Source organism: Streptomyces sp. NPDC101118 (genome assembly GCF_044759445.1).
Classification (GTDB): Bacteria; Actinomycetota; Actinomycetes; order Streptomycetales; family Streptomycetaceae; genus Streptomyces.
In genome coordinates this window covers 149017-174809 of record NZ_JBIVZG010000001.1, presented here as the reverse complement: position 1 = coordinate 174809, position 25793 = coordinate 149017, and the positions used below count along the sequence as shown (strand labels likewise).

22 protein-coding genes are annotated in these 25793 nt (G+C 73.9%); 7 read left to right on the top strand and 15 right to left on the bottom strand.

Annotated elements, in window-relative coordinates; genetic code table 11:
- Positions 1-18 precede the first annotated feature (18 nt).
- The 8 genes from fxsT to ACIQUQ_RS00755 form a co-directional block, all read right to left on the bottom strand.
- Positions 19-3012: an FxSxx-COOH system tetratricopeptide repeat protein gene (gene fxsT / locus ACIQUQ_RS00790; protein ID WP_403969542.1), complete on the bottom strand. Its 2994-nt coding sequence runs from the start codon at positions 3010-3012 to the stop codon at positions 19-21.
- A gap of 86 nt (positions 3013-3098) precedes the next feature.
- On the bottom strand, positions 3099-4352 hold the full coding sequence (locus ACIQUQ_RS00785) for an HEXXH motif domain-containing protein (protein ID WP_403969539.1): 1254 nt from the start codon (positions 4350-4352) through the stop codon (positions 3099-3101).
- Positions 4349-5560, bottom strand: a complete 1212-nt coding sequence (locus tag ACIQUQ_RS00780; RefSeq protein ID WP_403970527.1) for an FxsB family cyclophane-forming radical SAM/SPASM peptide maturase — start codon at positions 5558-5560, stop codon at positions 4349-4351. Before ACIQUQ_RS00780 ends, ACIQUQ_RS00785 begins: the two co-directional genes overlap by 4 nt.
- Before the next feature lie 511 nt (positions 5561-6071).
- Entirely contained in the window at positions 6072-6260 is a 189-nt protein-coding gene (gene fxsA, locus ACIQUQ_RS00775) for an FxSxx-COOH cyclophane-containing RiPP peptide (protein WP_399945367.1), read from the bottom strand.
- 83 nt (positions 6261-6343) lie between these two features.
- A complete protein-coding gene (locus tag ACIQUQ_RS00770; protein ID WP_403969535.1) occupies positions 6344-9649 on the bottom strand; it encodes an SAV_2336 N-terminal domain-related protein in 3306 nt (1101 codons plus the stop codon).
- A gap of 6 nt (positions 9650-9655) precedes the next feature.
- Positions 9656-10645 carry an AAA family ATPase gene (locus ACIQUQ_RS00765; RefSeq protein WP_403969532.1) on the bottom strand — a complete coding sequence of 330 codons (990 nt, stop codon included), beginning with the start codon at positions 10643-10645 and terminating at the stop codon, positions 9656-9658.
- 567 nt (positions 10646-11212) lie between these two features.
- Positions 11213-13483 carry a trypsin-like peptidase domain-containing protein gene (locus ACIQUQ_RS00760; protein ID WP_403969529.1) on the bottom strand — a complete coding sequence of 757 codons (2271 nt, stop codon included), beginning with the start codon at positions 13481-13483 and terminating at the stop codon, positions 11213-11215.
- A complete protein-coding gene (locus ACIQUQ_RS00755; RefSeq protein WP_403969526.1) occupies positions 13480-14019 on the bottom strand; it encodes a CU044_2847 family protein in 540 nt (179 codons plus the stop codon). The genes ACIQUQ_RS00760 and ACIQUQ_RS00755 overlap by 4 nt, the downstream gene beginning before the upstream one ends.
- 150 nt (positions 14020-14169) lie before the next feature.
- On the opposite strand from ACIQUQ_RS00755, the gene ACIQUQ_RS00750 reads away from it, so the two are divergent.
- Positions 14170-14352 carry a DUF6104 family protein gene (locus ACIQUQ_RS00750; RefSeq protein WP_014176503.1) on the top strand — a complete coding sequence of 61 codons (183 nt, stop codon included), beginning with the start codon at positions 14170-14172 and terminating at the stop codon, positions 14350-14352.
- Positions 14353-14470: 118 nt separating this feature from the next.
- On the opposite strand, the gene sodN is transcribed toward ACIQUQ_RS00750, so the two are convergent.
- A complete protein-coding gene (sodN, locus tag ACIQUQ_RS00745) occupies positions 14471-14866 on the bottom strand; it encodes a superoxide dismutase, Ni (protein ID WP_030209807.1) in 396 nt (131 codons plus the stop codon).
- A 221-nt stretch (positions 14867-15087) separates the two neighbouring features.
- Between sodN and sodX the strand changes: the two genes are divergently transcribed.
- Entirely contained in the window at positions 15088-15492 is a 405-nt protein-coding gene (sodX, locus tag ACIQUQ_RS00740; RefSeq protein ID WP_403970524.1) for a nickel-type superoxide dismutase maturation protease, read from the top strand.
- Here sodX and ACIQUQ_RS00735 read toward each other — a convergent pair.
- Positions 15396-16025, bottom strand: a complete 630-nt coding sequence (locus tag ACIQUQ_RS00735; protein WP_403969523.1) for a CGNR zinc finger domain-containing protein — start codon at positions 16023-16025, stop codon at positions 15396-15398. The two genes, sodX and ACIQUQ_RS00735, sit on opposite strands and share 97 nt — an antisense overlap.
- An 80-nt stretch (positions 16026-16105) precedes the next feature.
- Here ACIQUQ_RS00735 and ACIQUQ_RS00730 point away from each other — a divergent pair, with 80 nt between their 5' ends.
- Positions 16106-16867, top strand: a complete 762-nt coding sequence (locus tag ACIQUQ_RS00730) for a class I SAM-dependent methyltransferase (RefSeq protein WP_403969520.1) — start codon at positions 16106-16108, stop codon at positions 16865-16867.
- A 196-nt stretch (positions 16868-17063) separates the two neighbouring features.
- On the opposite strand, the gene ACIQUQ_RS00725 is transcribed toward ACIQUQ_RS00730, so the two are convergent.
- From ACIQUQ_RS00725 to ACIQUQ_RS00715, 3 genes are read right to left on the bottom strand one after another with little or no spacing between them, the layout of a single operon-like run.
- Positions 17064-17831 (bottom strand): amino acid ABC transporter ATP-binding protein, encoded by a 768-nt coding sequence (locus tag ACIQUQ_RS00725; RefSeq protein WP_403662428.1) that lies wholly within the window; start codon positions 17829-17831, stop codon positions 17064-17066.
- Positions 17828-18775, bottom strand: a complete 948-nt coding sequence (locus ACIQUQ_RS00720) for an amino acid ABC transporter permease (protein WP_403969517.1) — start codon at positions 18773-18775, stop codon at positions 17828-17830. Before ACIQUQ_RS00720 ends, ACIQUQ_RS00725 begins: the two co-directional genes overlap by 4 nt.
- Positions 18776-18804: 29 nt before the next feature.
- On the bottom strand, positions 18805-19758 hold the full coding sequence (locus tag ACIQUQ_RS00715) for an ABC transporter substrate-binding protein (RefSeq protein WP_403969514.1): 954 nt from the start codon (positions 19756-19758) through the stop codon (positions 18805-18807).
- A gap of 528 nt (positions 19759-20286) precedes the next feature.
- Between ACIQUQ_RS00715 and ACIQUQ_RS00710 the strand changes: the two genes are divergently transcribed.
- From ACIQUQ_RS00710 to ACIQUQ_RS00695, 4 genes are all read left to right on the top strand, one after another.
- Positions 20287-21486, top strand: a complete 1200-nt coding sequence (locus ACIQUQ_RS00710; RefSeq protein ID WP_403969511.1) for an NADP-dependent malic enzyme — start codon at positions 20287-20289, stop codon at positions 21484-21486.
- A 173-nt stretch (positions 21487-21659) separates the two neighbouring features.
- Positions 21660-22622 carry a zinc-binding dehydrogenase gene (locus ACIQUQ_RS00705; RefSeq protein ID WP_399945338.1) on the top strand — a complete coding sequence of 321 codons (963 nt, stop codon included), beginning with the start codon at positions 21660-21662 and terminating at the stop codon, positions 22620-22622.
- A gap of 68 nt (positions 22623-22690) precedes the next feature.
- Complete coding sequence (locus tag ACIQUQ_RS00700) at positions 22691-22900, top strand: helix-turn-helix domain-containing protein (protein WP_037851906.1); 210 nt, start codon at positions 22691-22693, stop codon at positions 22898-22900.
- Entirely contained in the window at positions 22900-23430 is a 531-nt protein-coding gene (locus ACIQUQ_RS00695; RefSeq protein ID WP_403969507.1) for a Clp protease N-terminal domain-containing protein, read from the top strand. The genes ACIQUQ_RS00700 and ACIQUQ_RS00695 overlap by 1 nt, the downstream gene beginning before the upstream one ends.
- Positions 23431-23498: 68 nt before the next feature.
- On the opposite strand, the gene ACIQUQ_RS00690 is transcribed toward ACIQUQ_RS00695, so the two are convergent.
- Both ACIQUQ_RS00690 and ACIQUQ_RS00685 read right to left on the bottom strand, forming a co-directional pair.
- Positions 23499-24461: a helix-turn-helix transcriptional regulator gene (locus ACIQUQ_RS00690; RefSeq protein WP_403969504.1), complete on the bottom strand. Its 963-nt coding sequence runs from the start codon at positions 24459-24461 to the stop codon at positions 23499-23501.
- Position 24462: 1 nt separating this feature from the next.
- Complete coding sequence (locus ACIQUQ_RS00685; RefSeq protein ID WP_403969501.1) at positions 24463-25350, bottom strand: DUF4097 family beta strand repeat-containing protein; 888 nt, start codon at positions 25348-25350, stop codon at positions 24463-24465.
- Positions 25351-25793: the final 443 nt, after the last annotated feature.

Genomic DNA, 25793 nt, shown 5'->3' with positions numbered 1-25793 from the left:
GGGCCGGAGGGGGCCGGCCTACGGCTGCGGCTCGAAGTCCCAGTACGGCCGCACCCGCTGGCGGGCGGACACGGTGTGGACGTGCTGGGTGCCCAGCGTCCGCGTCAGCATCCGCAGCGCGTCGTCCTCGTGCTTGCCGGCCTCCTCCATGCGGCCGAGCAGGCGCAGGTCGGCAGCGAGGGCGATCTGGGCGCTGAGCACCATGGGGTGTTCGCCGCCGAGTACGGACTCGGCGGTGCGCAGGGTGTCGCGGCTGAGGTCGAGGGCGTCCTCCAGGCGGCCGGTGATGTTGCGGCAGCCGGCGGCGTTGATGGCGCAGCCCAGGGTCCACGGGTGGCGGTCGCCGAGGGCGCCCCGCATGCCGACGAGGGCCTGTTCGCTGAGGCTGAGGGCCTCTTCGCGTTCGCCCTGGGCGCGCAGGACGAGCCCGAGGTTGCCGACGGTGCCGATGCTGAACGGGTGGGCGAGGCCGAGCTGGGTCTGGTAGCCGCGTACGACGTCCTCGGAGATCCGCCGGGCCTCCTCGATGTCCCCGTACTCGCGCAGGTAGGTGGCGTAGTCGGAGGCGACCATGAGGGTCCACGGGTAGTCGGAGCCGAACACCCGGGTGGAGCGTTCGAGGACGCTCCTGAGGCGGGCCCCGGCCCCGGCGATGTCGCCGGAACGGCGCAGGCACAGGCCGAGGTTGTGCTCGGCGCGCAGGGTCTGCGGGTGGTTGGTGCCGAGGACCTGGACGTTGAGGCGCAGGCCTTGTTCGAGGCGGCTGAGGGCCTCGCGGTAGCGCCCGGTGAGGCGCAGGTTCATGGCGCAGGCGATGCCGGAGCTGAGGGTGGCGATGTGCCGTGGCTTCAGGACGCGTTCGCGGCGGCGCAGGGTGTCCAGGTCGAGGTCGTAGGCCTCCTGGTAGCGGCCGAGGAGGCGCAGGGCGGAGGCCAGGTTGCTCTGTTCGTTGAGGGTGGTGGAGTCGTCCTCGCCGAGGAGTTCGCGGTAGGTGTCGAGAATGCCGGCGAAGAGCTCGCGGGCCTTCTCGTACCGGGCCATGCGGAGCATGACGGCGCCGTGGGAGCTGAGGGCGCGCAGGGTCTCCAGGTCGCGGTCGCCGCGTTCGGCGGTGAGGTGCTCGACGCGGGCGCGGCTGAGGGCCTCGGCCCGCTTGACGTGGCCGAGCATGCGCAGGGCGCCGCCGTAGTGGTAGCTGAGTTCGCGTACCTGGTCGTGCTCGTCGCCGAGCATCGCGCGCCAGACGCCGTCGGCCAGTTCGGACAGCCGCAGGCAGGTGCGGTACTCGCCGGCGAGGAGCAGGTAGCGCAGGCAGTGCAGGAAGAAGGTCTGGATCCGCGGGTTGGTGCTGCTGATGACGCCGGAGGGTTCGAGGTGCGGGATGAGTTCGGCGTACCGGGGCCAGCGGCGGGAGTCGGAGGGGCGGCCGGGGTCGGCGGCGGCCAGCACCTGGCGCACGGCGCGGGCGAGGGGTACGGCCTCCTCCTCGCCGAGGTTCTCGCGGACGATCGTGTGGACCATGCGGTGCAGCTGGACGCTCTCCAGGCCGCCGCCGCCCTCGTCGACGGCGAGGTCGGAGTATTCGAGGCGGACCACGGAGAACTGCACGAGCTTGTTGAGCGCGGCGTTCCAGCGGATCTGGTCGTTGATGAGGCCGGAGAGCTCTTCGGGGACCTCGTCGGCGGTGAACTCGCGCAGCAGGCGCAGGGGTACCGGGCCGGGGGCGAAGAAGACGAAGAGCCGGAGCAGGGCGAGGGCGTCCGGGTAGTTCTCGCGGACGTTGTTGAGGAGTATGGCCAGCGCCGTGGGGAACGGCAGCGGGTAGTCCTCGGAGAGGGTGACGGCCTCGGGCGAGTCCAGGCGCCGCTGGAGGAGGGTGAGGTAGTCGCCGACGGTGAGCGGTGAGGCGGCGAGCCAGCCTGCGGTCTGGTCGAGGGCGAGGGGGTAGTCCTCCAGGGCCTCGGCGAGCTGGTCGGCCTCGTCGGGGCTGAGGCGCTGGGCGCGGCGGCGGATGAAGGTGATGGACTCGGGCCGGGCGTAGAGGGGGACCTCGACGAGGTTGGTGTGGCGGGCGGCCCAGTCGCGGTTGCGCGAGGTGATGATGACGTGGCCGGGGCCGCTGGGCAGCAGGTCGGTGAGGTCGTCGGGGTTGTCGCAGCCGTCGAAGACGATGAGCCAGCGGCCGTACGGGCTGCCGCGGCGGAGTGCTTCGAGGGTGGCGCGGATCTGCTCGCCGTAGCTGCCGGTGCCGAGGGGCAGGTCGAGGGCGGGGGCGAGGTCGGCGAGGCGTTCGCGGAGGGTGGGGCGGTCCTCGGCGGGGACCCACCAGACGATGTCGTACTCGGAGGCGAAGCGGTAGGCGTACTCGGTGGCGACTTGGGTCTTGCCGACGCCGGAGAGGCCGAGGAGGGTGACGGCTGCGGCGCCGGACGGGGCCTGGACGAGGGCGTTGCGGAGGTTGCCGATGACGTCGTTGCGGCCGGTGAAGCGGGGGTTGCGGCGCGGGACGCGGCCCCAGACCTCGGGCGGGTCGTTGGGGAAGCGGGGGCCGCGGCGGCCGGACTCGGTGCCGATGCGGTCGGTCGGCAGGTCGAGGCGGCGCAGGACGCGGTACTCGGCCTCGTAGGCGTCGATGCCCCAGAGTTCGACGTGTTCGAGGGCGGCGGTGGCGGCGGGGAGCTGGGCGTCGGTGAGGCTGACGGCGGCGAAGCGGTCGGGGTGGTTGCCGGTGACGGTGCGCAGGGCGGCGTTCCACTCCTCCACGGTGTGGGTGCCGACGGAGAAGTAGCGCTCGCTGAGCACGATCAGGACGCGGCCGCTGGCCCGGGCCAGGTCTTCGAGGGCCTCGGTGAGTCCGGGGCTGCGCTGCGGGTCCCAGCGCTGGAGGGTCGCGCGGTGGCCGTGTTCCTCCAGCCGGTGGGCGATCCACGCGGCCCAGGGGCGGTTGAAGCCCGCGAAGCTGATGACGAAGTGCTGGGGTGCGCCTTCGCGGTCCTGCCGACTACCAGTCATGCGACCGTCTCCAAGTGGGGTTCCCCCGGACGGTGGTGCGGGGGAGGGGCCTGGACGGGGGGAAAGATACCGCAGGTCACGGGAGGTCAACCCGGTGTGACGGCGGCGAGTTTGGGGTGGGCGTCGGCCCAGCCCCGTCGCTCGCGGGCGAGGGCGGCGCGGGCGGTGGCGTACTGGTCGCCGGGGGGCGGCAGCTCGTCCATGGCGGTCTCGGCCTCGGCCATGGCGCGGGTGAACTCGCGTCCGGCGGTGGTGAGTTGCGGGGAGCGCTGGAGTCCGGGGAGGACGGCGGCCACCTGGGCGCGGTGGCGGGCGTGGGCGGCCCAGGCGCCGCGGGCGCCGTAGAGGGCGGCGCGCTGCCAGTAGCGGGCCAGGGCCAGGTGGGCGTACGTGCCGTGGAGAAGTCCCTCGAACGGGCGGGGGTCGCTGCGCCAGGGGGCCCAGTGGCGGGGCGTGCGGTCGGCGGTGTGCAGGGTGACCAGGTCGCCGAGGGCGGCGAGCTTCCCGTGCTGGAGCTCGTGGACCAGGGTGGCGGCGAGGGCGGGCGGCGACTGGACCCGGACGAGGACGGTGCCGGGCGCGGCGGGCAGGGTGGCGCCGCTGGAGCGGGAGGCGCCGGCGAGCGGCACGATCGAGCGGAGCAGTCCGGCGGCCTCGGCGGCGCGGGCGGGGTCGTAGCGGTCGAGGAGGGTGAGGGCGGCGGACCACTGCGTGTCCCAGCGGCGGTGGCCGCGGGGGGTGAGCCGGCGGGCGGGCTGGGTGGCGTGGTGCCCGGCGGGCGCGCGGTACGGGTCGAGGTCGTCCAGGACGGTCCGGCCGCCCGGCAGTGCGTGCAGGGGCAGGGCGGCGGGGTCCTGCGGGTCCCAGGAGCGTTCGGTGAGGGCGAAGGCGCCGGGGCGGGGCGGGCGCAGGAGGCCGAGGGTGGGCAGGGCGAGGCGGCCCTGGACGGGGCGCAGGGCGGTCTTGAAGGAGACGCCGGCGCGCAGGGCGGCGGCCACGGCGAGGGCGCCGAGGTGGCCGAGGTCGGGCGGGAGCGCGTCGCCGTCGGGGGCGTGCAGGCGGCGCAGGGTCTCCTCGGCCCAGACGCCGGTGGAGGGGTAGTGCAGGACGTCGTGGACGGCCGTGGGGTCGTGGCGTTCGGCCTCTTCCAGGAGGGCCCAGTGGTCGGCCGCCTCGGGTCCGGGAGCGGCGTCGAGCACGGCGCGCAGCAGCAGGAGGCGCTTGCTGTGGCGGGCGTGGCGCAGCAGCCGGGCGCCCTCGGCGGAGGGTTCGGTGCTGGCCAGCTCGCGCAGGACGGGGCCGTCGGCGCTGAGCGGTGCGGGCAGGGACGTGCCGGTCACGAGGCGAGCTCCTGGGCGGGTTCCGCGGTGGCGGCCGCGTGGAGGGCGGCGGCGATGTGCCGGATGAGGACCTGGAGGTCGGCGCAGTACACCGAGGGGTGCCGGAAGCCGGAGCGGGCGCGGTAGCGGTGCGGGTAGAGGCCGCCGCCGCAGACGGCGAGGAGTTCGCAGCCGTGGCATTCGGGGGCGAGTGCGGCGCTGCCGAGCTGGCGGGCGGCGAGGCCGGGGTGGTCGAGGAGGTCGTCGAAGCTGTGGGTGTCGAGCCGCATGCCGGTGTCGGCGGCGCCCTCGTAGGCCGATTTGAGGGTGTCTGCCTGTTCGAGGCTGCCGTCGGTCTCGATGACCGCGGTGGCGGCGGGTGCGAGACCGAGGGCCTCGCTGGCGCTGGGCAGGCCGAGCAGCAGGGCGATGACCTCCTCGAAGAGCCGGACGCGGGTGCGCCGTACCTCGCCCTGCCACCACTGGTCGAAGACGGCCGTGAGCCAGTCGCCGTAGGGGGTCCGGCCGGGGGCTGCGCCCGGGGGCGGGGTGCTCCAGTTGGCCAGGGGCAGCAGCAGGCCGATGGTGGGCGGGCCGAAGGCGAGCAGGGAGCGGTACGTCTCCACGGGGTCCTGGCGCAGGTCGACGACGCAGAGCAGCCCGGCGTAGCTCTCGGGGTGCCGGGCCAGCAGGCGCAGGCCCCGGCCGATGGCGGCGAAGGCGGGCCGGCCGGAGTGGTCGACGCGGCGGGCGTTGTGGCCGGGCAGGCCGCCGTCGACGCTGACGCCGACCCGGATCCCGGCGGCGGCGAGGGCGTCGAGCCGGCGGGGGGTGAGGAGGGTGGCGTTGGTCTGCACGGTGGCGGTGAGCCGGGTGCCGGGGTCCAGGGCCGCGCGGACCCGGTCGACGGGCCCGGTGAGTTCGGCGGCGGGGGCGAGCAGGGGTTCGCCCCCGTGCAGGACGAGGTCCACGCGGGTCAGGCGGTGGGCGCGGGCGTGCTCGGCGATCCGGCGGGCGGCGAGGTCCTGGGTGGCGTGGGTCATCACGGCGGGCCGGGCGCGCCAGGACTGGTCGGCCATCGTGTAGACGTAGCAGTAGGTGCAGGCGAGGTTGCACCGGCTGTGGGTCTTGAGGACGAACTGGCGCAGCGGGTGTGGCCGGTGGCCGGCCGCGCGGAGGGCGGAGACGTCGAGCCGGGCGTAGGGCCACGCCGCCTGCCGCCGGTGCACGGCGTCGACCCCGGGCGGACGGGTGACGGGGCCCGCCGCGGCTACCGCCTGCTCGGGCGCTGCCGCGCCCTCCGGGACCGCGCCGGGCACCCCACCGCCAGGTTCCGCCCCCGCCGGCGACCGCGTCACCACGCCGGTGCCGGACCGTAGAGAGGCGTCGAGGTCTTCGGCGGCCGGTTCCACAGGCGCGCGCCCACCCGCCCCGACGCCGACCCGCCCGGAAGTGCCGCCCGGCTCGCCCGCTGTGCGGGCGTGCGCCTGCGCGCCCACGGACGGGCCGGCGGGAGGGGACCCAGTCCGGGCGTCCTCGTCCGGGCCTGCTTGCGAGGGGGCGTCCAGGGACCTGCCGGTGGGCCCGTCGGCCGCGGGCGTCGCCGCCCCGGCGCCCGCCCGCGCGCCGCAGCCCGCTCCCGCGCTGGTCCTCATCGGCTGTCCCTCCCCCCGCGGACGTTCCATCCCTGCCCTGCGCCCCCGGCCCCCTAACGGCGGAAAGCGGTCAACTGCCCTCGGGTCAGGAGGCCTTCTGGTCGTAGTCGCAGAGCACCTCGGCGGGGTGGCTGACCCGCTCCACCATGCCCTCGATCACCTCCGCCAGGACCGCGTGGTCGATGCCGCGCAGCGTGGCCAGATCCAGCCCGGAGAGATCGGGCAGCAGCCCGCGGCACGCTCGCCCGGCCGGTTCATGACGGGTTGTCACCATCAGCTCCTTCTCCCCCTGTTGAATCGACCGCCTGTACGGTCCAGTCCACTTTCCCAAGCTCCGGCCCCCGGAAACAGCGGCGCTCAGGAGGCGGTTCCCAGCGCACGGACCCGCGCACGGACGGCCGCGCGGCGCTCCGCGTCCGGACCCGTCGCGGTGCCCCCGGGGTCGAGCCGCTGCCAGAGCTCCAGCGCCGCGCGGTACGCGTCGAGTGCGGCCCGGGGGCGGCCGAGCCGCTCCAGCACCTCGCCGCGCAGCTCCTGGACGCGCGCCGCGAGGGCCTGGGCGGTGCCGCGGCGCTCGCCCTGACCGGTCTCCAGGGCGGCGCGCCAGGCCCGGCGGTACGAGTCGGCGGCCCGCTCCAGGCGGTCCGCGGACCGGGTGTGGGCGTGGATCTCCTGCTGGAGGTCGCCGTGCTCGCGCCAGGCCCCCGCCTCCTCCAGGGGGCTCCGGCTCTGCCGTACGGCCAGCTCCAGCAGGTACTCGGCCTCCCGCAGGTCCACCAGGTCCCCCTCGTACGCGTGGCGCAGCCGCAGTCCCGCGGCCAGCCGCGACAGCCGCCGGGCGGCGCGGGCGTCGGACCGGGGCACGGCGGCGCGGCTCTCGCGCAGCACGCGGACGGCGGCGGAGACGAACCGGCGCCCGTCCGCGGCCCGGGCCCGTTCCAGCAGCACGTCGCCCCATTCGGGCAGCAGCTCGCCGTACGCCTCGGCGTCCCGCGGGATCAGCCTGCGGGCCCTGGCGTACGCGTCGGCCGCCTCCTCCAGCGCCCCGGGCACCCCGTCCCGCGCGTACCGGGCCCGGTGCACCCGCGCCAGGCAGACCAGGCCGGCCAGCCGCAGCTCCGGGTCGCCCTCCGCCTCGTCCAGCGCGTCGGCCAGCAGGCCCGGGGCTTCGTCGAGCCGCCCGGGCAGGTGCCTCAGGGCGGTGGCCAGGTCGAGCCGGGCCCGCGCCCGCTCCAGCCGCTCCGCGACCCCCTGACCCGCGTCGCGGCCGCCCCCGAGGTCACCACCGGGACCGGCTCCGGGCAGCCCGGCGAGCCCCGCCTCCAGCCGCACCGCGGCCCGGCCGGCCAGCTCCACCCGCTCCGCGTCGTCCCCGGCACGGTCCGCGAGCCCGAGCAGGACCCGCCCCAGCACCAGGTCGAGCCCCGCGTCGGGCGCACCGCCCAGGGCCCGCTCCGCCCGCTCGAACTCCTCCAGCGCGGCCTGCGCCTCCCGCAGCGCCTCCGGGTCGTCCCGCAGCCCGCCCAGCCGGCCCAGCGCCTCGGCCCGCCGCAGCACGCAGTCCCGCCGCAGCTCCCGCTCGACGCCCGGCACCGCACCGACGGCGGCGAACTCCCGGTCGGCGGCGGCCAGCAGCTCCGCCGCGGCCCCGGGGTCCCCGGCCGCCCCGACGGCGGGGTCGGTGGCCCACTCGTACAGCACCCGGCCCAGCACCGCCCGTGCCCGGACCATGCCCGGCAGGTGGGCCACGGTGCGGGTGACCCGCTCGGCCTCGGCGAGGAGTTCGGGGTCGCGCTGGGCGCCCCAGAGGGTCAGCAGCGCGCCGGCCAGCTCGGTCTCGGCCTCCCCCGCGGTGTTCCCGGGCCCGGGCGGCACGGCGGTGGCCCGCCGCAGCACCGTGACGGCCTGGTGCAGGGCGTTGCGGCTGCCGTCCCGGTGGAACACGGCAAGCCGGTCCCGGGCGATGGCCAGCGCCTCCTCGCGGGTCGGGGCCGGCGTGTGCCGCTCCTCGGCTCCGTCGGCCACGGGAGGCGGCTGCGGCACGTACCGGCGCACCACCTTCGCGGACACCTGGGCGAAGGCCTGCGGGAGCCGGGCGGCGGGGGGCCGGGGCGCGTCGGTCCCGCCGTCCGGACCTCCGGCGGGCACCGGCACCCCGGTCAGCTCGGCGACGGCCAGCGCGGGGAAGTTGCGGACGCCCCGGCCGAAGTGCTGGAGCACGTACTCGGAGCAGTGCTTGAGGACGAGGGCGGCCTCGTCCCGGCCCAGCGGGCCCAGCAGCACGTCCTGGACGCCCTCGACGAACTCGTACCACTCCCCCGGCACCGGACCGCTGCGCCGCAGCAGTCCGCTGAGCAGCACCTCGGCCAGGTCGGAGGGCTCGGAGTCCGGCAGCATCGTGCGCTGGACCAGCCGCATGACCGGCAGGTTCAGGGGCGCGGCGGACAGGTAGACGGCGAGCTGCACGGCCCGGGGCGCGGCCGAGGAGCGGAACCGGCGGACCAGTTCGCGGGGCGGCCGGGCGGCCCGGGGCGGCGGCAGCGGCACGCCGGGGTGGTCGGCCAGGACGCGCCCCACCTCGGCCGGCACCTCGCCCCCGCCGAGCCCCGCGACGAGCCGCGCCCAGGCGCCGAGCGCGGGCGCGCTGGGCGGCAGCACCGGCACGGCGAGGCCGCCCGTGGGCCGGCCGTGCGGGGTGGGCCGGTCGGGCACGAAGGACAGCGGGCCGGCCGGGTCCTCGGTACGGGCGAGCCGGCCCCGCTCGGTCGGCAGCCAGGTGCGGCTCCACAGGCGCTGGGGCAGCGGCTGGACGATGACGGACGGCGTGCACTCGGTCCACCGGTGCAGCAGGCGCTGCGCCTCCCCCTCCCGCCACACGGGCCCCGCGCAGTCGCTGACCAGCATGGTGAGGCCGCGCCCGGTGGGGTCGCGCAGCCGGTCCCCGGACCAGACCCGGGTACCGGGGCCGGGTGCGCGGCCGACGGCCGCGGTGCCCTCCGGCAGCCGGTGGAGGTAGTGGACCTGTACGTCGCGGAAGGCGCCCAGCCGCTCGCAGACCGCCCGCAGGTCGTCGAACATGTCCCGCCAGACGGCCATGGACGGGGAGGCGTCCATCACCAGCCGGAGCGTGGTCTCCCGGCGGGTCTCGGGCCGCATCACGGGAATGGCCAGGCCCAGGGCGCGTGCGCTGGCCTCGGCGGTGGCCTCCTCGTCGAGCACCAGGCGGACGGGCGGGGCGGGGGGCCTGCGGCGCTGCAGGGCGCGCAGGGCCCGCTGGATGTCCTGGATACGGGGCAGGGCGCCGGCCGCGGGAACCCGTACGGGCACGGCCGTCCGCGGCACGACGGGTGCCGCGGACGGGACCGGGACGGGGACGGAGCGGTCCTCCGGATACAGGGTGACGACGCCGTCCGCCTCGGGCACCGGCGGCGGTACGGGCGGCCTGCCGGGCACCGGGACGGCGTCCTCCCGCCCGGGCTCCCCCGGCTCGGCTCCGGGGCCGCCCTCACCGGCCGGCGGGGCGTCCCCGGCGGGCCGGCCGGTCCGCCGGGCCGCCAGCCAGAGGGCGTCGGCGAGTTCCTCGGCCGACGGGTCGAGCCCGGCGGCACGCAGCAGCCGGGCGAGCCTGCGCAGTTCGGGCGCCGGGTCGGCGGACGCGGTCACGGGGGGTCACCTCGAACGGTCGAGGCGCTGGATGAGCAGGTCGGCGAGGTCCTCCCGGGTGGGCGGGGCGGCGTGGTGGGTGAGGTAGATCGCGTTCAACAGCTGGTCGGCGGCGACCAGTTCGGTCTGGGCCCGGCCGAGGAACTCCCGGATCAGGTCGGCGCCGAGCCGGGCGGCCTCCTCACCGAGGTGGGCCGTGACCATGGTGGCCAGCCGCTTCTCGCCGGGCGGGCCCAGCTTGAGCTGGATGCAGCGGCGGAGCAGGGCGGCGGGGAACTCCCGCTCGCCGTTGCTGGTCAGGATGATGAACGGGAAGGCCCGGCAGCGGATCCGGCCGTCCCGCACGGTGACCTTGGCACCGTCGTCGGTCAGCACCTGCACCTCGGGCTCGATGTCGGCCACCCGCTCCAGCTCGGGTATCGCGAACTCCCCTTCCTCCAGGACGTTGAGGAGGTCGTTCGGCAGGTCGATGTCGCTCTTGTCCAGCTCGTCGATGAGCAGCACGCGCGGCCGCTCGGTGGGCAGCAGGGCGGTCCCGAGGGGCCCGAGCCGGATGTACCTGCCGATCCCCGGCGCGCCGCCGAGCTGCACGTCCTGGAGCCGCGCGATGGCGTCGTACCGGTAGAGCCCCTCCTGGAGCACCGTCCGAGACACCACGGGCCAGCGCAGCACCCGGCCGAGCTTCAACTCGTGGGCGACCGCGTGGGCGAGGGTCGACTTGCCGGTGCCGGGGTGCCCGGTGACGAGCAACGGCCGCCGCAGGTAGAGGGCGGCGTTGATGGCCTCCAGCTCCTCCGGCTCGGGCCGGTGCAACTCGGCGGCGTGCCGGTGCGCCCCGAGCCGCCGCGTGGCGGCCGTCGCGGACTCCTCGGCACCGGGCCCCGCCTCGACGGGCGGCCCCCCGTCGAAGTCCCGCCAGGGCGGCGGGGGCGGCAACTCGTCAATCCGGTCGTGCGGCTCGCCGACTCCGCGGTAGATGAGCCATTCCTCACTCACGTGCGCCTCCTGACGCCGTCGCCATCGTCGCCCCCGTCCCACCGCCGACCCCGTACCGGGCCGGTAAGCCCGCACCTGCCCGCGCCCCGGCCCCGCCTGCCCCCGCACCGCCCGCACCCAACCGGCCCACGCGACCTGACGCGCATCTGCCCCCGCCGGGCCCCTGAACACCCACGCACCCACCGGCCGGTCCCCTGACACCCGCACCCGCACCGCAGCCACAAACCGGTCCACCCACACCACCGGCCACTCCCCCTTGGCTGCCCTGGTGGGTCGTGTGGTGTGTGGGGAAGGTGCTTGACGCGTCGTGGCAGGCTGGACCGGAGGCAGGCCCGGGCCGGGGGTGGCCGAAGGCCAGGGGCGAAGCCCCCTTGCCCCCGGGGTGGGCCTGCCGCAGGGCCTGCAGGCCACGACGGGTCAAGCACCGAGGGGACCCACACACCACACGACCCACCACCGAAGCTCCGGCAGGCGCCGCCCCCGGCACATCAGCTGATCCCGCCACGGAGCCTACGGAACCCACGCCGCCCCGAACCCAAAACCAGCCCGGCCGCTCAGCCCGGCCGCTCACAAGTCCCCCTGCAGCGGTTCGTCATCCGGCAGCGGGCGGGCCGGGTCGTCCCAGACCAGTCCCATCCCCGCGGCCCAGTACGCATCCGGGTCCCGCCCGTGCGCCCGTATCCGCAGCGCCTGCATCCGCAGCGGCAGCGTGTCGCCGCGCACCGCCTCGGCCAGCTCCTCGCGCACCCCGCGGTGAAAGGGCGCGCACGAGGCTCCGCCGAGCGGCGGGCGCCGGCACAGCAGCACCCCGTACCCGGCGCGCTGCACGGCGTGGAGGGAGCCCATCCGGCAGTGCACGGCCACCGTGTGCTCGGGCAGGGCGGTCAGCCAGCCGAGCGGCGGCGTACGGGGCCGCCCGCCCCGGCAGTCCGCGCGGCCCTCCTGCACCGGGCCGGCCATCACCCGTGCCCACCGCTCCGCCCGCCGCCGGAACTCGTCGCCGGCCTCACCCATCCCAGCCCCCGACGCACCCCCCACTCCAGCCCCCGACGCACCCCCCACTCCAGCCCCCACCCCAACCCCTACTCCAACCCCCAGCCCACCACCCACCCCAGTTCCCAGCCCACCACCCACTCCAACGCCCACCCCACCCCCACCCCCACCCGGGTACCGGAAGACCACCGGCCGCTGCACGCCGAGCGGCACCCCGCCGGCCCCCGCCCACTCGTCGACGTCGAGGGTGAACAGCTCAGGCGCCACGGCCACTTCCAGGAGCGCGGCCGCGTCGGCGGTGTCGCACCGCCGGAACCCCTCGGCCAGCGGCGCCCGCAGCACGTCCGGCAGACCGCGCAGGGTGGCCCGTACGCCCGAGTCGACCGGCGCCACGTGCTCCGGCCCCAGCAGCACCGAGACCCGCCAGTCGTACACGTCCTCCCAGCCGTGCGCCCAGGCCTCCAGCAGCACACTGGGGCCGGCGGGCAGGCCGGTGCCGTACGGGGACGGCGGGGCGGCACCGACGGCCAGGACGTGGCCGCGGGCCGGCCGGGTGCGCAGCCCGGCCTCGTGGCGGTCGCCGAGCTCCTTGCGCAGCCCACGCCAGAAGCGGCCGCCGGCGGTCTCGTACACCCAGTCCCACAGGTCCTCGTCGGCGCCGGGCGCGACCGGCTCGCGGTGCTCGGCGAGGGACACCTCGGTGGCGTAGCGGAGCATGGCCACGGCCTCGCCGTCCGCGCCGGGCGGGTCGTAGAGCATCCCCAGGCCGTCCCGCCAGCTCAGCGGGGCCGGGGTGAGGCCGGTCCACTCCTCGCCGCGCACGGTGTCCACCAGGCTCTGGACGGCCTCGGAGGAAGCGGGCGGCGGGAGTTCGGCCAGCAGGCCGGTCAGCGTGACGCGTTCGGCGGCGGTCAGCCGGAGGCCTCCGCCCGTGCCTCCGCCCAGCCCTCCACCACCCATCCCGCCACCGCCCGCCCCACCGCCCATGCCGCCTCCGCCCAACCCGCCGCCTCCCGCCCCGCCGCCCTCCATCTGGAGCCTGAGCTGGGCATCGGTCCACGTGGGGCGGGTGTTCTGGTCGCTCTGGTGCTGGTCGGAGTGGTGCCGGTCGTGGGCCCGCATGACCCGGCGGTAGAGGCCCACCTGGCTCTTGGCGGACATCGGGAGGGTACGGAGCTGGGTGACGGCGACGGCCAGCCCGCCGCCGAGGTCGTTGCGGCGGGCCTTGACCACGCCGATGACCTCGCCGCGCTCCAGGTCGACCACCGGGCCGCCGGACATCCCCGGTTCGATCTCGTCCTCGGCGCCGAGCCGGAGCAGGGTCCCGCGCCCGGCCTCGCCGCGCAGCCGGGTGGGGCGGCCGGTGATGTCGGGGACGCCGGTGTCGTCCGTGCATCCGAAGTAGGCGACCTCGGCGAAGCGGTTGACCCGGGGCCGGTCGGTGAGCCAGACGCAGGCGTGGTCGACGGGGTCGAGGACGCGGACGAGCGCGAGGTCGGGCGCGGGCCACATCCCGGCCGGCCGCCGCTCGCCGGCCGTCTCGGGCAGGACGCACTCGACGCGGCCGGCCACGGTGCCGGTGGCCCCGCCGTCGCCGGAGGAGAAGGTGATGCCGATCTCCCGGCCGACGATCCGCACCGCGCCACCCCCTCCCTCCCCGACGACGTGCGCGCACGTCAGAACCCAGCCGGGGGCGATGAAGAAGCCGCTCCCCCAGGTGTCGTCGGTCCTGGGTTCCCCATACCCGTCGGGCGGGGCGTGGACGCGTACGGTCGCGGCCAGGACCAGGGGATCGAGGATCTCGAAGGCGGCGCGCCCGGAGTCGCCCGTGCGCCCGTACGTCACGCGCGTGCCCCCTCGCCCCGCTCCCCGCCCGTCCCACGCCCCTCCGCCGCACGCCCGTCCGCCGCACGCCCGTCCACAGCGCGCCCCTCCGCCGCGCGCCCATCCGCCGCACGCCCGTCCACCGCACGCCCATCCACCGCGCGCCCGTCCACAGCACGCCCCTCCACCGCACGCCCCGCACGCCCGTCCGCAGGCTCGTCGGGGCGCCAGGTGAGGGTGATCGTGAGGGCGGCCTTGCCCTCGCCGTCGGCCAGCAGGGAGACGACCTTCCCGCTCTTGACGGTCAGCTCGATGCCGAAGGCGACGCTGACTTCCTGGGGTTCGAGGCCGTCGGTGGCGCTGCGCACACTGCCGGCGACGCCGCGGATGAGGTCGTCAAGCCCGGCGACCTGGAGGGCCACCCGCTCGGAGAGCCTGCCGGTGTCGGTGTACTTGCCCTGGCCCGGCACCGCGGGCAGCCCGTCGGCGCCGTCGACGCGCACGAACACGGTCCGGCCGTCCAGTTCGATGCTGGTCAGCCCGTCGGACGTTCCCATTCCCGCCCCCGCCCCCCGTGGGCCAACCTGCCTCCGGCCCAAGCGTGTTGAAGCAGTTCAGGCTAGCGCTGCCCGGGGGCGCGCGCGAGGCTCCCGGGAAATGCGGATTATCCTGGCCGGGAATGACCCCCACTCGACACGGAGCCTGTTGTGTACTTCACCGATCGCGGCATCGAGGAGCTGGAGAAGCGGCGCGGCGAGGAGGAGATCACCTTCGAGTGGCTCGCCGAACAGCTCCGCACCTTCGTCGACCTCAACCCGGACTTCGAGGTGCCGGTGGAGCGCCTGGCGACCTGGCTGGCCCGCCTGGACGACGAGGACGAGGACGAGTAGCGCACCCCCGACCCGAACAGCCCCCCGCCCCTCCCCCCTCCCCCCGCAGACACACGAGAGGCCCGGCCGGAGCGTACTCCGGCCGGGCCTTCGCGTGGCTGGGCAGCCGCGGGCCTGGTCAGGCCTGCTTGGTCTCCCAGAAGATGCGGTCGATCTCGGCGATGAGCTCGAGCGCCTTCTCACCGGTCTTCGGGTCGTTCGACGCCTTGGCGGCCGAGAGGGCCTTCAGGGTGTCGTTGACCAGCGTGTGCAGCTGCGGGTACTTCTCGAAGTGCGGGGGCTTGAAGTAGTCGCTCCACAGCACCGAGACGTGGTGCTTCGCGAGCTCCGCGCGCTGCTCCTTGATGACAATGGCGCGGGCGCGGAAGTCGGCGTCCTCGTTGGCCTGGTACTTCTCCTGGACGGCCTTGACCGACTCGGCCTCGATGCGGGCCTGGGCCGGGTCGTAGACACCGCAGGGCAGGTCGCAGTGGGCGCTGACCTTCACCTTGGGGGCAAACAGGCGGGAAAGCATTGAGCTTGTCCTCCTCGTGATCGTCTTCTCAGGTGGGAGATTACTCCGTGAGAAAGCCGATTTCGCGGCCGCCCCCATGGGCTTAGGACAAAAGTCCAGGGTCAGGATGGGACCGGTGAGCGAACGTACGTATTCGCCGTGGGCGTGCCGGGAGGTGTCACGTGCCGATGGAGTGGCCGAAGGGGTGGCCGAGGGAGTGGGTGTCGAGGGTGCCGTTGCGGATGCCCCTGCGGGTGCCGTTCCAGACCGTGGAGGTGACGGGGCCCTCGATGGTGCCGACCCTGTACGACGGGGACTGGCTGCTCGTGCGGTACGGGGCGGCCGTGCGCCCCGGCCAGGTCGTGATCCTGCGCCACCCCTTCCAGCAGGACCTGCTGGTGGTCAAGCGGGCGGCCGAGCGGCGGGACGGCGGCTGGTGGGTGCTGGGCGACAACGCGTTCGCGGGCGGTGACAGCACGGACTACGGCACGGTCCCCGAGGAGCTGGTCCTGGCGACCGTGCGGCTGCGCTTCCGCCCGCGGCGGCCCGATCAGACCTCGCTCTCGGCGCGGATCTCCTGGGCGCTGTCGGCGCTGCGGCCGGTGCTCTCCGACCGCTCGGCCTCCAGGCGCTTGCGGGCGCGGTAGGCGGCGACGTTCGCGCGGGTGGCGCAGCGGTCTGAGCAGTAGCGGCGCGACCGGTTGGTCGAGGTGTCGAGGTAGGCGTTGCGGCAGGGCGCGGCCTGGCAGAGGCCGAGGCGGTCGGCGCCGTACTCGGTGAGGTGGAAGGCCAGCCCCATCGAGGCGATGGCGGCGTACCCCGCGGTGGCGTTGGAGGGGTGGTCGGCGAGGTGCATGTGCCAGCGGGGCCGGCCCTCCTCGTCCAGGTAGTCGTGCCCGGAGATCTGCGGGCTGACGGGGAACTCCAGCAGCAGCGAGTTGAGCAGGTCGACCGCGAGGGTCTGGTCGCCGGTGTCGGCGGCCTCGAAGATCGCGCGGAGCCGGGCGCGGACCGACCGGAAGCGGGTGACGTCGGCGTCGGTGGCCCGCCGGGCCGCCGGGGAGCTGTCACCGAAGAGGGCGCGGACCGCCTCCACGGAGGTGAGCGTGTCCTTGTTGCGGGCCGGCTCCTCGCTGTTGACCAGGCGCACGGCGTAGTCCGAGTAATAGGCCAGTTCCACTTGTAGTCCTTAACGGCGGCAGTCTAGGTTCAGTAACGACTGACAGTGCTTCGAGGGTATTACGTTCAGAGGGGTTCGGAATGGCCGAGACGACGACCGGTACCGACTGGCAGGCCTGGCAGGAGAGCTGGGACCGCCAGCAGGAGTGGTACATGCCGGACCGCGAGGAGCGCTTCCGGGTCATGCTGGACATGGTCGAGGCCCTGGTGGGCCCCGCACCGCGCATCCTCGATCTGGCGTGCGGTACGGGAAGTATCACGGATCGGGCCCTCAAGCGGTTCCCGGATGCCGTGAGCACCGGAGTGGATCTGGACCCGGCCCTGCTGGCCATCGCCGAGGGGCACTTCGCGGGGGACCCCCGGGTCACCGTCGTCACCGCGGACCTCAAGGACCCCGAGTGGGCGGCGCGGCTTCCGTACGACTCCTACGACGCGGTGCTGACCGCCACCGCCCTGCACTGGCTGCACAGCGAGCCCCTCGCGGTGCTGTACCGGCAGCTGGCCCCGCTCGTACGCGAGGGCGGCGTCTTCATGAACGCCGACCACATGAAGGACGAGGGCACCCCGCGGATCAACGCCGCCGAGCGGGCGCACCGGCACGCCGGCATGGAGCGGGCCCGGGCGGCGGGGGCGCTGGACTGGGCGGACTGGTGGGCGCTGGCCGCTAAGGACCCAGTGCTGGCCGGGCCGACCGCGCGCCGGTTCGAGATCTACGGCGAGCACGCGGACGGCGACACCCCGTCCGCGGAATGGCACGTGCGGACGCTCCGCGAGGCCGGCTTCGCGGAGGCCCGTACGGTCTGGCGCTCGCCGTCGGACGCGCTGGTCCTCGGTCTGAAGTAGGAGACCGGAAAAAGGTTCCGCGGGAACGCCGCAGGAGGCACGGAGGCCCGTACCGCCCGGAGGCCCGTACCGCCCGGAGGCCCGTACCGCCCGGAGGCCCGTGCCCCCGCAGGCACGGAGGCCCGTACCGCCCGCGGGAACGCCGCAGGGGCGGTACGGAGGCCCCGTACCGCCCCTGCGGCGCAAACGATCCTGCTTACAGCACCTTGGACAGGAAGGCCTTGGTGCGGTCGTGCTGCGGGTTGCCCAGCACGTCGCGCGGGTGGCCGGACTCGACCACGACGCCGCCGTCCATGAAGACGAGGGAGTCGCCGACCTCGCGGGCGAAGCCCATCTCGTGGGTGACCACGATCATGGTCATGCCCGACTCGGCGAGGTCCCGCATGACGTCGAGGACGTCGCCCACCAGCTCCGGGTCGAGCGCCGAGGTGGGCTCGTCGAAGAGCATCAGCTTCGGCTCCATGGCCAGCGCGCGGGCGATGGCCACGCGCTGCTGCTGGCCGCCGGAGAGCTGCGAGGGGTAGTTCCCGCCCTTGTCGCCCAGGCCGACGCGGTCGAGGAGGCGCACGGCGCGCTCACGCGCCGTGGCCTTGCTCTCGCCCTTGACCATGACCGGGGCTTCCATGACGTTCTCGATCGCCGTCATGTGCGGGAAGAGGTTGAAGCGCTGGAAGACCATGCCGATGTCCCGGCGCTGGGCCGCGACCTCGCTGTCCTTCAGCTCGTAGATCTTGTCGCCCTTCTGCTTGTAGCCCACCAGCTGGCCGTCGACCGACAGGCGGCCGCCGTTGATCCGCTCCAGGTGGTTGATGCAGCGCAGGAAGGTGGACTTGCCCGAGCCGGAAGGGCCGACCAGGCAGAAGACCTCGCGCGGGGCGACTTCCAGATCGATGCCGCGCAGGATGTGGGCGGCGCCGTAGGACTTGTGGACGCCTTCGGCCTTGACCATGGGCTCGCCGGTCATCGGGCCACCTCCGTACGGCGGAACATGTTCAGGTTGGCCTTGATGCGCTGCCACGGGGTGGGCGGCAGGTTGCGCGTCGAGCCGCGGGCGAACCGGCGCTCCAGGTAGTACTGGCCGACGCTGAACACGCTCGTGAGGGCGAGGTACCAGATGGAGGCCACGAAGAGCATCTCCATGACGGCGCCGGCCGTGTTGCCGATGTTGGACGAGGCGCGCAGCAGTTCGGTGTACTGGACGGCCGAGACCAGCGACGAGGTCTTGAGCATGTTGATGAACTCGTTGCCCGTCGGGGGCACGATCACGCGCATGGCCTGCGGCAGGATGATCCGCCGCATGGTCTTGGTCTGCGACATGCCGAGCGCGTGCGCCGCCTCGGTCTGGCCCTCGTCGACGGACTGGATGCCCGCGCGGACGATCTCCGCCATGTACGCGCCCTCGTTCAGGCCGAGGCCCAGGAGCGCGACCATGAACGGGGTCATGACCTCGACCATCTCGTTCTTGTAGATCGGCCCGAGGTTGAGGTACTCGAAGATCAGCGAGAGGTTGAACCAGACGAGCAGCTGCACGTACACCGGGGTGCCGCGGAAGAACCAGATGTAGAGCCAGGCGACGGCTCCGGTGACCGGGTTCTTCGAGAGGCGCATCACCGCGAAGAGGATGCCGAGCGCCAGGCCGAGGGCCATGGCGGCGACGCTGATCAGCACGGTGTTCCACAGTCCGTTCAGGACCGCGGGGTCGAACAGCTTGTCCCACACCGTGTCCCAGATGATGTTGCCCTGGGAGAAGGCGTAGACGAGCCAGCCGAGCAGGACGACGACCACGACGGCGCTGATCCAGCGCCCGTAGTGCCTCACGGGGATGGCCTTGATCGCCTCGTACGGAGTACCCGAGGCGCCGGGCCCGGCCGGTGCGGCGGCCGGACCCTTGTCGATCTTGTCAGTCACAATGACTGCCCTTCAGTGGAGCGCTGAGATCACTTGCCGGCGTTGATGGTGGCCGACTGGACGGCGCTGTCCTTGACGTCCCACTTCTCCAGGACCTTGGCGTAGGAGCCGTCCTTGATGATGGCGTCGAGGGCTTCCTTGACGGCGTCACGGAGCTGGGGGTTGTCCTTGGAGACGCCGATGCCGAAGAGGCCGACGTCGCTCTGGCTGCCGGCGACCTCGAAGTCGTTGCCGCCGCCGGAGGTCTTCGCGATGTACGCGGCGACCGGGTAGTCGTTCAGGTCGGCCACGGCGCCGCCGGCCTTGACGCGGGTCTGCGCCTCGGCGTCGGTGTCGAAGGCCTGGATGGTGAGCTTCTTGTCACCGCATTTGGCGGCCTGGGCCTTGAAGGTGTCCTCGTAGATCGTGCCGCGCTGGACGGCGACGGTCTTGCCGCAGAGGTCGTCCAGGGACTTGATGTTCTGCGGGTTGCCCTTCTTCACGAGGAGCGAGACGCCGGAGCTGAAGTAGTCGACGAAGTCGATGCCCTTGCCGATCTTCTTGCCGGCGTCGTCCAGGCCCTCCTGACGCTTCTTGTTGTCCGTCATCGAGGACATGATCAGGTCCTGGCGACCGGTGTAGATCGAGGTGATCAGGCCGTCGAAGGTGCCGGACACGAACTCGAACTTGACGCCGAGCTGCTTGGCCAGGGCCTCGCCGAGGTCGGGGTCGACGCCGACGATCTTGCCGTTCTCGACGAACTCCATCGGGGCGTACGCGGCGTCGGTGCCGACCTTGATGACGCCCGCGTCCTGGATCTTCTTGGGGAGCTTGGCGAACAGCGGCGCGCTGCTGGAGTTCGGGGACTCCTTGGTGCTGCCGGAGCCGCTGTCGGTCTGGTCGCCACAGGCGGTCAGCAGGAGGCTGCCTGCGACCGCGATGGCGCCGACCGCGGCGATCCGGGACCGGGCGGCGGTCGTACGACGGGTGGTGCTTGCGGTCATGAGCTTGTTCCTCCGGCAGGGATGGAAAGCGGCCGAAATGAGAGTCGGGCACGCACCTTCGAGTGTCGCGACCTCGTGTGATTCCGCATCTTGCCATTCGGACTGCGGGAATCAGACGGCCAGCCAGGTCAAAATCGGATAACGAGAGGCGGGGTAGAGGCAACAGGACTGCGGACAAGGGTGATCGCCACAGAAGTTTCTGGCGCGTAACCCCCGGGACACCGCGGTTTTTGCGGTTCGTCTCGGGTGCTGGACCGGGTCTGCCGAACTTTCCGGGTAAACCGGACAATGCCCGTAGGATCAAGGCGGAATCGACTCGTCTGGGCGAGCCTTCTTCGGGTAGAACAGATCCTTACACCCCTCATCCGGGGGCTCAGGGCGCGTGTGCGGCGCGCCCGCGCGTACGAACCTCCCCTCCGTGGGAAGCCGGCTCACCCGTCGGCGGAACCGGAGCTCGAACGCGGTGCCCGCCCACTCCGCAACCAGGAGTGGCCACCCTCAACCGATAAAGACTTAAGGGGTCAACAAGTGGCAGCGGAGATCGTCAATCCTCGCAGCGACAGCGTTACGGACAACAATCCGGATGCGGCCTTCGCGCTGCACCGCGGCGGGAAGATGGCCGTGCAGGCCACCGTGCCGGTCCGTGACAAGGACGACCTGTCCCTCGCTTACACGCCCGGCGTGGCCAAGGTGTGCACCGCCATCGCCGAGCAGCCCGAACTCGTTCACGAGTACACCTGGAAGTCCAACGTGGTCGCCGTGGTGACCGACGGCACCGCGGTGCTCGGACTCGGTGACATCGGGCCCGAGGCCTCCCTCCCCGTGATGGAGGGCAAGGCCATCCTCTTCAAGCAGTTCGGCGGCGTCGACGCGGTTCCGATCGCGCTCGCGACCAAGGACACCGAAGAGATCATCGAGACCGTGGTCCGCCTCGCGCCCTCCTTCGGCGGCGTGAACCTGGAGGACATCTCGGCGCCGCGGTGCTTCGAGATCGAGCGCCGCCTCCAGGAGCAGCTGGACATCCCGATCTTCCACGACGACCAGCACGGCACGGCCATCGTGACGCTGGCCGCCCTGCGGAACGCGGCCAAGCTGACCGGCCGCACCCTGGGCGACCTGCGCGCGGTCATCTCCGGCGCCGGCGCCGCGGGCATCGCCATCGCCAAGATCCTCGTCGACGCGGGCATCGGCGACGTGTGCGTCACCGACCGCAAGGGCGTGGTCTCCGCCGACCGTGCCGACCTGACGGACGTCAAGGCCGAGATCGCCGGGCTGACCAACAAGACCGGCCTCACCGGCTCGCTGGAGTCGGCCCTCGCCGGCGCCGACGTCTTCATCGGCGTGTCGGGCGGCACCGTGGCGGAGGAGGCGGTGGCCACCATGGCCAAGGACGCCTTCGTCTTCGCCATGGCCAACCCGAACCCGGAGGTCCACCCGGACGTCGCGCACAAGTACGCGGCCGTCGTGGCCACGGGCCGCAGCGACTTCCCGAACCAGATCAACAACGTGCTGGCCTTCCCCGGCATCTTCGCCGGTGCGCTCAAGGTCCGCGCCTCCCGGATCACCGAGGGCATGAAGATCGCCGCCGCCGACGCCATCGCCGGCGTCGTGGGTGACGAGCTCGCCGCCGACTACGTGATCCCCTCGCCCTTCGACGAGCGCGTCGCCGAGGCGGTCACCGCCGCCGTGGCCGCCGCCGCCCGCGAGGAGGGCGTGGCCCGGATCTGATCCGCGGACACCGCTCGCGAAAGGGCCGCGCCGGGTCCCCCAGGGGACCGGACGCGGCCCTTTTCGCATGCCGGGGGCGTGCCGCGCGACCCGCCGCAGTGCGACGAACAACTCACCCTCCGTCCGCCGGAAGGTCTGGAAGCGGGCGACTACCGGGCGGTAGCGTCCGGGGCATGTTCGCCGCCTATGCCGCCCGCATCGACCGTGACCAGCCGCTGAGCGGCCTTGAGCTGGGCGAGCGCCCGGCCCCCGAGGCCCGTCCCGGCTGGGTGACCGTGAACGTCAAGGCCGCCTCGCTGAACCACCACGACCTGTGGTCGCTGCGCGGGGTGGGCCTCGGCGAGGACAAGCTCCCCATGATCCTCGGCTGCGACGCCGCCGGGATCGACCAGGACGGCAACGAGGTCGTCCTGCACTCCGTGATCGGCCAGAGCGGCCACGGCGTCGGCCCGGACGAGCCCCGCTCCATCCTGACCGAGCGCTACCAGGGCACCTTCGCCGAGCAGGTCACCGTCCCCGCCTGGAACGTCCTCCCCAAGCCCGCCGAGCTGTCCTTCGAGGAGGCCGCCTGCCTCCCGACGGCCTGGCTGACCGCCTACCGGATGCTGTTCACCAACGCAGGGGTGCGTCCCGGCGACTCCGTGCTCGTCCAGGGCGCCGGCGGCGGCGTCGCAACCGCGGCCATCGTCCTGGCGAAGGCCGCGGGGCTGCGCGTCTTCGCGACCAGCCGGGACGAGGCCAAGCGCAAGCGCGCCGTGGAGCTGGGCGCGCTGGAGGCGTACGAGCCCGGCGCGCGGCTGCCCCAGCGCGTGGACGCCGTGATCGAGACGGTCGGCGCGGCCACCTGGTCGCACTCGGTGAAGTCCCTGCGGCCCGGCGGGACGATCGTGATCTCCGGCGCGACCAGCGGCGACCGCCCCTCCCACGCCGAGCTGACCCGGATCTTCTTCCTGGAGCTGAAGGTGGTCGGCTCCACGATGGGCTCCAAGGACGAGCTGGAGGACCTGCTCTCCTTCTGCGCCGCCACCGGGGTCCGGCCGGTCATCGACCAGGTGCTGCCGCTGGACCGGGCCCGCGAGGGCTTCGAGCGGATGGCTTCCGGCGACCTGTTCGGCAAGGTCGTGCTCACCGTCTGACCTCCCCTCCCACACCCGGCCGTCAACCAGGGTTGACATCCGTCATGGCGTCAACCAAAGTTGACACCATGACGGATGCGACCGATCTCGCCGAGCGGGCCGGTGACCGTGACCCGCGTGTCGGGCTCCGGGCGGTGGCCGCGCTGCGGCGACTGCTGGAGCAGCTGGAGGCCGTACAGGTCCGCAGCGCCAGGAACCAGGGCTGGTCCTGGCAGGAGATCGCGGCGGAGCTGGGCGTCAGCAGGCAGGCCGTGCACAAGAAGTACGGGAGGCAGTGATGTTCGAGAGGTTCACGCGGGAGGCCAGGGAAGCCGTCGAGGGGGCGGTCGGGCACGCCGAGCGCACCGGCTCGGCGGTGGTCTCCGAGGAGCACGTGCTGCTGGCCCTGGCCGAGCGGGCGCCCTTCACCTCCCTGGGGGTGGACGCCGGGGCGCTCGCCGCCGCCCTCGCCGAGAACCGGCGGCGCGGAGGGCTCAGCAAGGCCGACGAGGAGGCCCTCGCGGGCCTCGGCATCGACCTCACCGAGATCGTCTCCCGCGTCGAGGCGACGCACGGCGCCGGGGCGCTGGCCGGCACCGCGCCCCGGACCCGGCGCTGGTCGAACCACCGCAGGTTCACGGCCGGGGCCAAGTCGGTGCTGGAGCAGTCGCTGCTGGTCGCGCTGGGCCGGCGCGACCGGCGCATCGGCACCGAGCACCTGCTGCTGGCCCTGATCGCCCGGCCGGGCGCCGTGGGCGACGTACTGGCCGACCACGGGGTGACGTACGAGCGCGTGGAGCACGTGCTGGCCGCGCCGGAGGCCGGCTGAGGACACGACCGCACAGGGCCCGGCCCCCGTCACCGATGGTGACGGGGGCCGGGCCCTGTGCTCTGAGCTCAACGCTCGCGGAGGAGCGCCCCGAGCCGGGCGGCCGCGGTGGAGAGGTGCGCCCGGGCCTCGCGGAGCTGCTCGTCGGTGACCCCGTGGTCCCGGGCCGCATCCCGCACGTCGTCGCGGAAGCGGTCCAGCAGGCGGTCGAGGTCGCGGGCCTGGTCGCCGCTCGGCGCCAGGTCGGCGGCCCAGTCGGGGGAGCCCTGGGGAGCCCGCTCGACGTCGACGGTCCAGCCCGGTGCGCCCTTGGCGGACCCGTCCGCCGGGTCCGTCTTCAGGAAGGCGCTGGTCGCCTCCCGGGCCAGGTCGCCGAGCTGGGTGGTGAACTCGGAGAAGCCGCCACGGACCCCGGAGCGCGCGAACTGCTCCTGCAACTGGCGGGCGATCCGCTGGACGTCCTCGCGGGCCTTCTCCTGGGCCTCCCTGGCCTGGCGGCGCGCCGTCTGCGCCTCCTCGCGGGCCCGGCGGCTCTCGTCCTTGGCGCGGCGGGCCTGCTCCTTCCACTCCTGCTTGGCGCGGCGCAGCTCGTCCTTCGCCTTCAGCCAGGCCTCGCTCTCGGCGAAGCCCTCCTCGCGGCGGTGCTCCGAAGCCGCGGCCGCCGCCTTCATCTCGCGGCGCAGGTCACCCGCGGCACCGCGGACGTCGTCGCGGATCTCCGCGGCCAGCTCGGAGACCGACTCGCGGATCTCCACCTCCAGGTCGGCCAGCTCGCCGCCGCGGCCGGCCAGCTCCTCGCGGCCGGCATCGGTGATCGAGTAGACCTTCCGGCCGCCCTCGGTGGCGTGCGTGACGAGTCCCTCGGCCTCCAGCTTGGCCAGCCGGGGGTAGACGGTGCCCGCGGACGGGGCGTACAGGCCCTGGAAGCGCTCCTCCAGGAGGCGGATCACCTCGTACCCGTGCCGGGGGGCCTCGTCGAGCAGCTTGAGGAGGTACAGGCGCAGACGGCCGTGGGCGAAGACGGGCGGCATGTCAGAGCACCTTCTTGTCGAGAGCGAGGGGCGTGGCGTCGGGGCCCTCCTCGGGGGAGCGCGGGCGGCGCAGCAGCGCGATGGAGCCCGAGACGGTGGAGGCCTTGAGGGTGCCGGTGCCCGCGCCGAGGGTACCCGTGATGCGCTTGGCACCCCACTGGCCGGAGACGCGCAGGTCGTCGAAGGAGGTGGAGACGCTGCCGGTGGCGGTGTTCGCCTCCACGCGGGTGTCGGCGGGGTGCGGCAGGCGGATGGCGACCTGACCGGAGACGGAGGTCAGCGCGATGTCGGCGGGGCCTCCGGAGGGGAGGTCGAGCACCATGTCGCCGCTGACCGACTCGCCGCGTACGGAGGAGCCGGTGCCGTCCACCACGGTGAGGTCGCCGGAGACCGAATGGAAGCGCAGCTCGCCGGCGAGGGACTGGGCCTCGACGTCGCCCGAGACGGTGTCCGCACGCACCTCGCCGGCCAGGCCGACCAGCGTGCTGTCGCCACTGACGCCGTGCAGGACGGTGCCGCCGCGGATGCCGGAGACCACGGTCGCCGCGCCGACGGCGGCCAGCTCGACCCGGGCACCGGCCGGCACGGTGAGCGTGACGACGGCGCTGCGGCGCAGCTCCGTGCGCGCGTTGCGCCATTCCTTGGGGTCGAGCCACTTGCGCAGGCCCTGGCGGGTGAGGTCCTCGTACCCGACGGTCAGGGTGCCGCCGTCCTGCGTGACCAGCAGCGGCGGGCCCTCGACCCCGGCGATCTCCAGCCGGGCGGGGGTGCCGTCGTCGGTGCCGACGACGTTCACCGCGCCGTTGACGACGCGCACGCGGACCTGGGTCACGGGCACGTCGAAGGTGAGCTTCTGGGCTTCGGCGACCGTCCACGTCGACTGTGTCATCGTGCTGATCCTCCTCCGTCGGGTCGACGCAACATATCGCGTCTCTCGCCAAACACGATATATCGCGCCCGACAGAAGTCAAGCAAGCCCGAACCGACCTCCTGCGCGGCCCAGGACTGGACCGCGGCCGGCACCGGAGGGAAAGCCGTGGCGGGCCACCGACGAGCCACTGGACGACGTGCTGTCCGGCTGGACCCGCTGGAGCACGCCCCCCGGGTCCGCGACCCCCGACCCCGCGCCCTCAGTTCAACCCCCACCGCCTCCGCTTCCTTGGCCGCCCTGGTGGGTCGTGTGGTGTGTGGGGAAGGTGCTTGACGCGTCGTGGCAGGCTGGTCCGGAGGCAGGCCCGGGCCTGGGGTGGCCGAAGGCCAGGGCGAAGCCCCTTGCCCCAGGGGTGGGCCTGCCGCAGGGCCTGCAGGCCACGATGGGTCAAGCACCGAGGG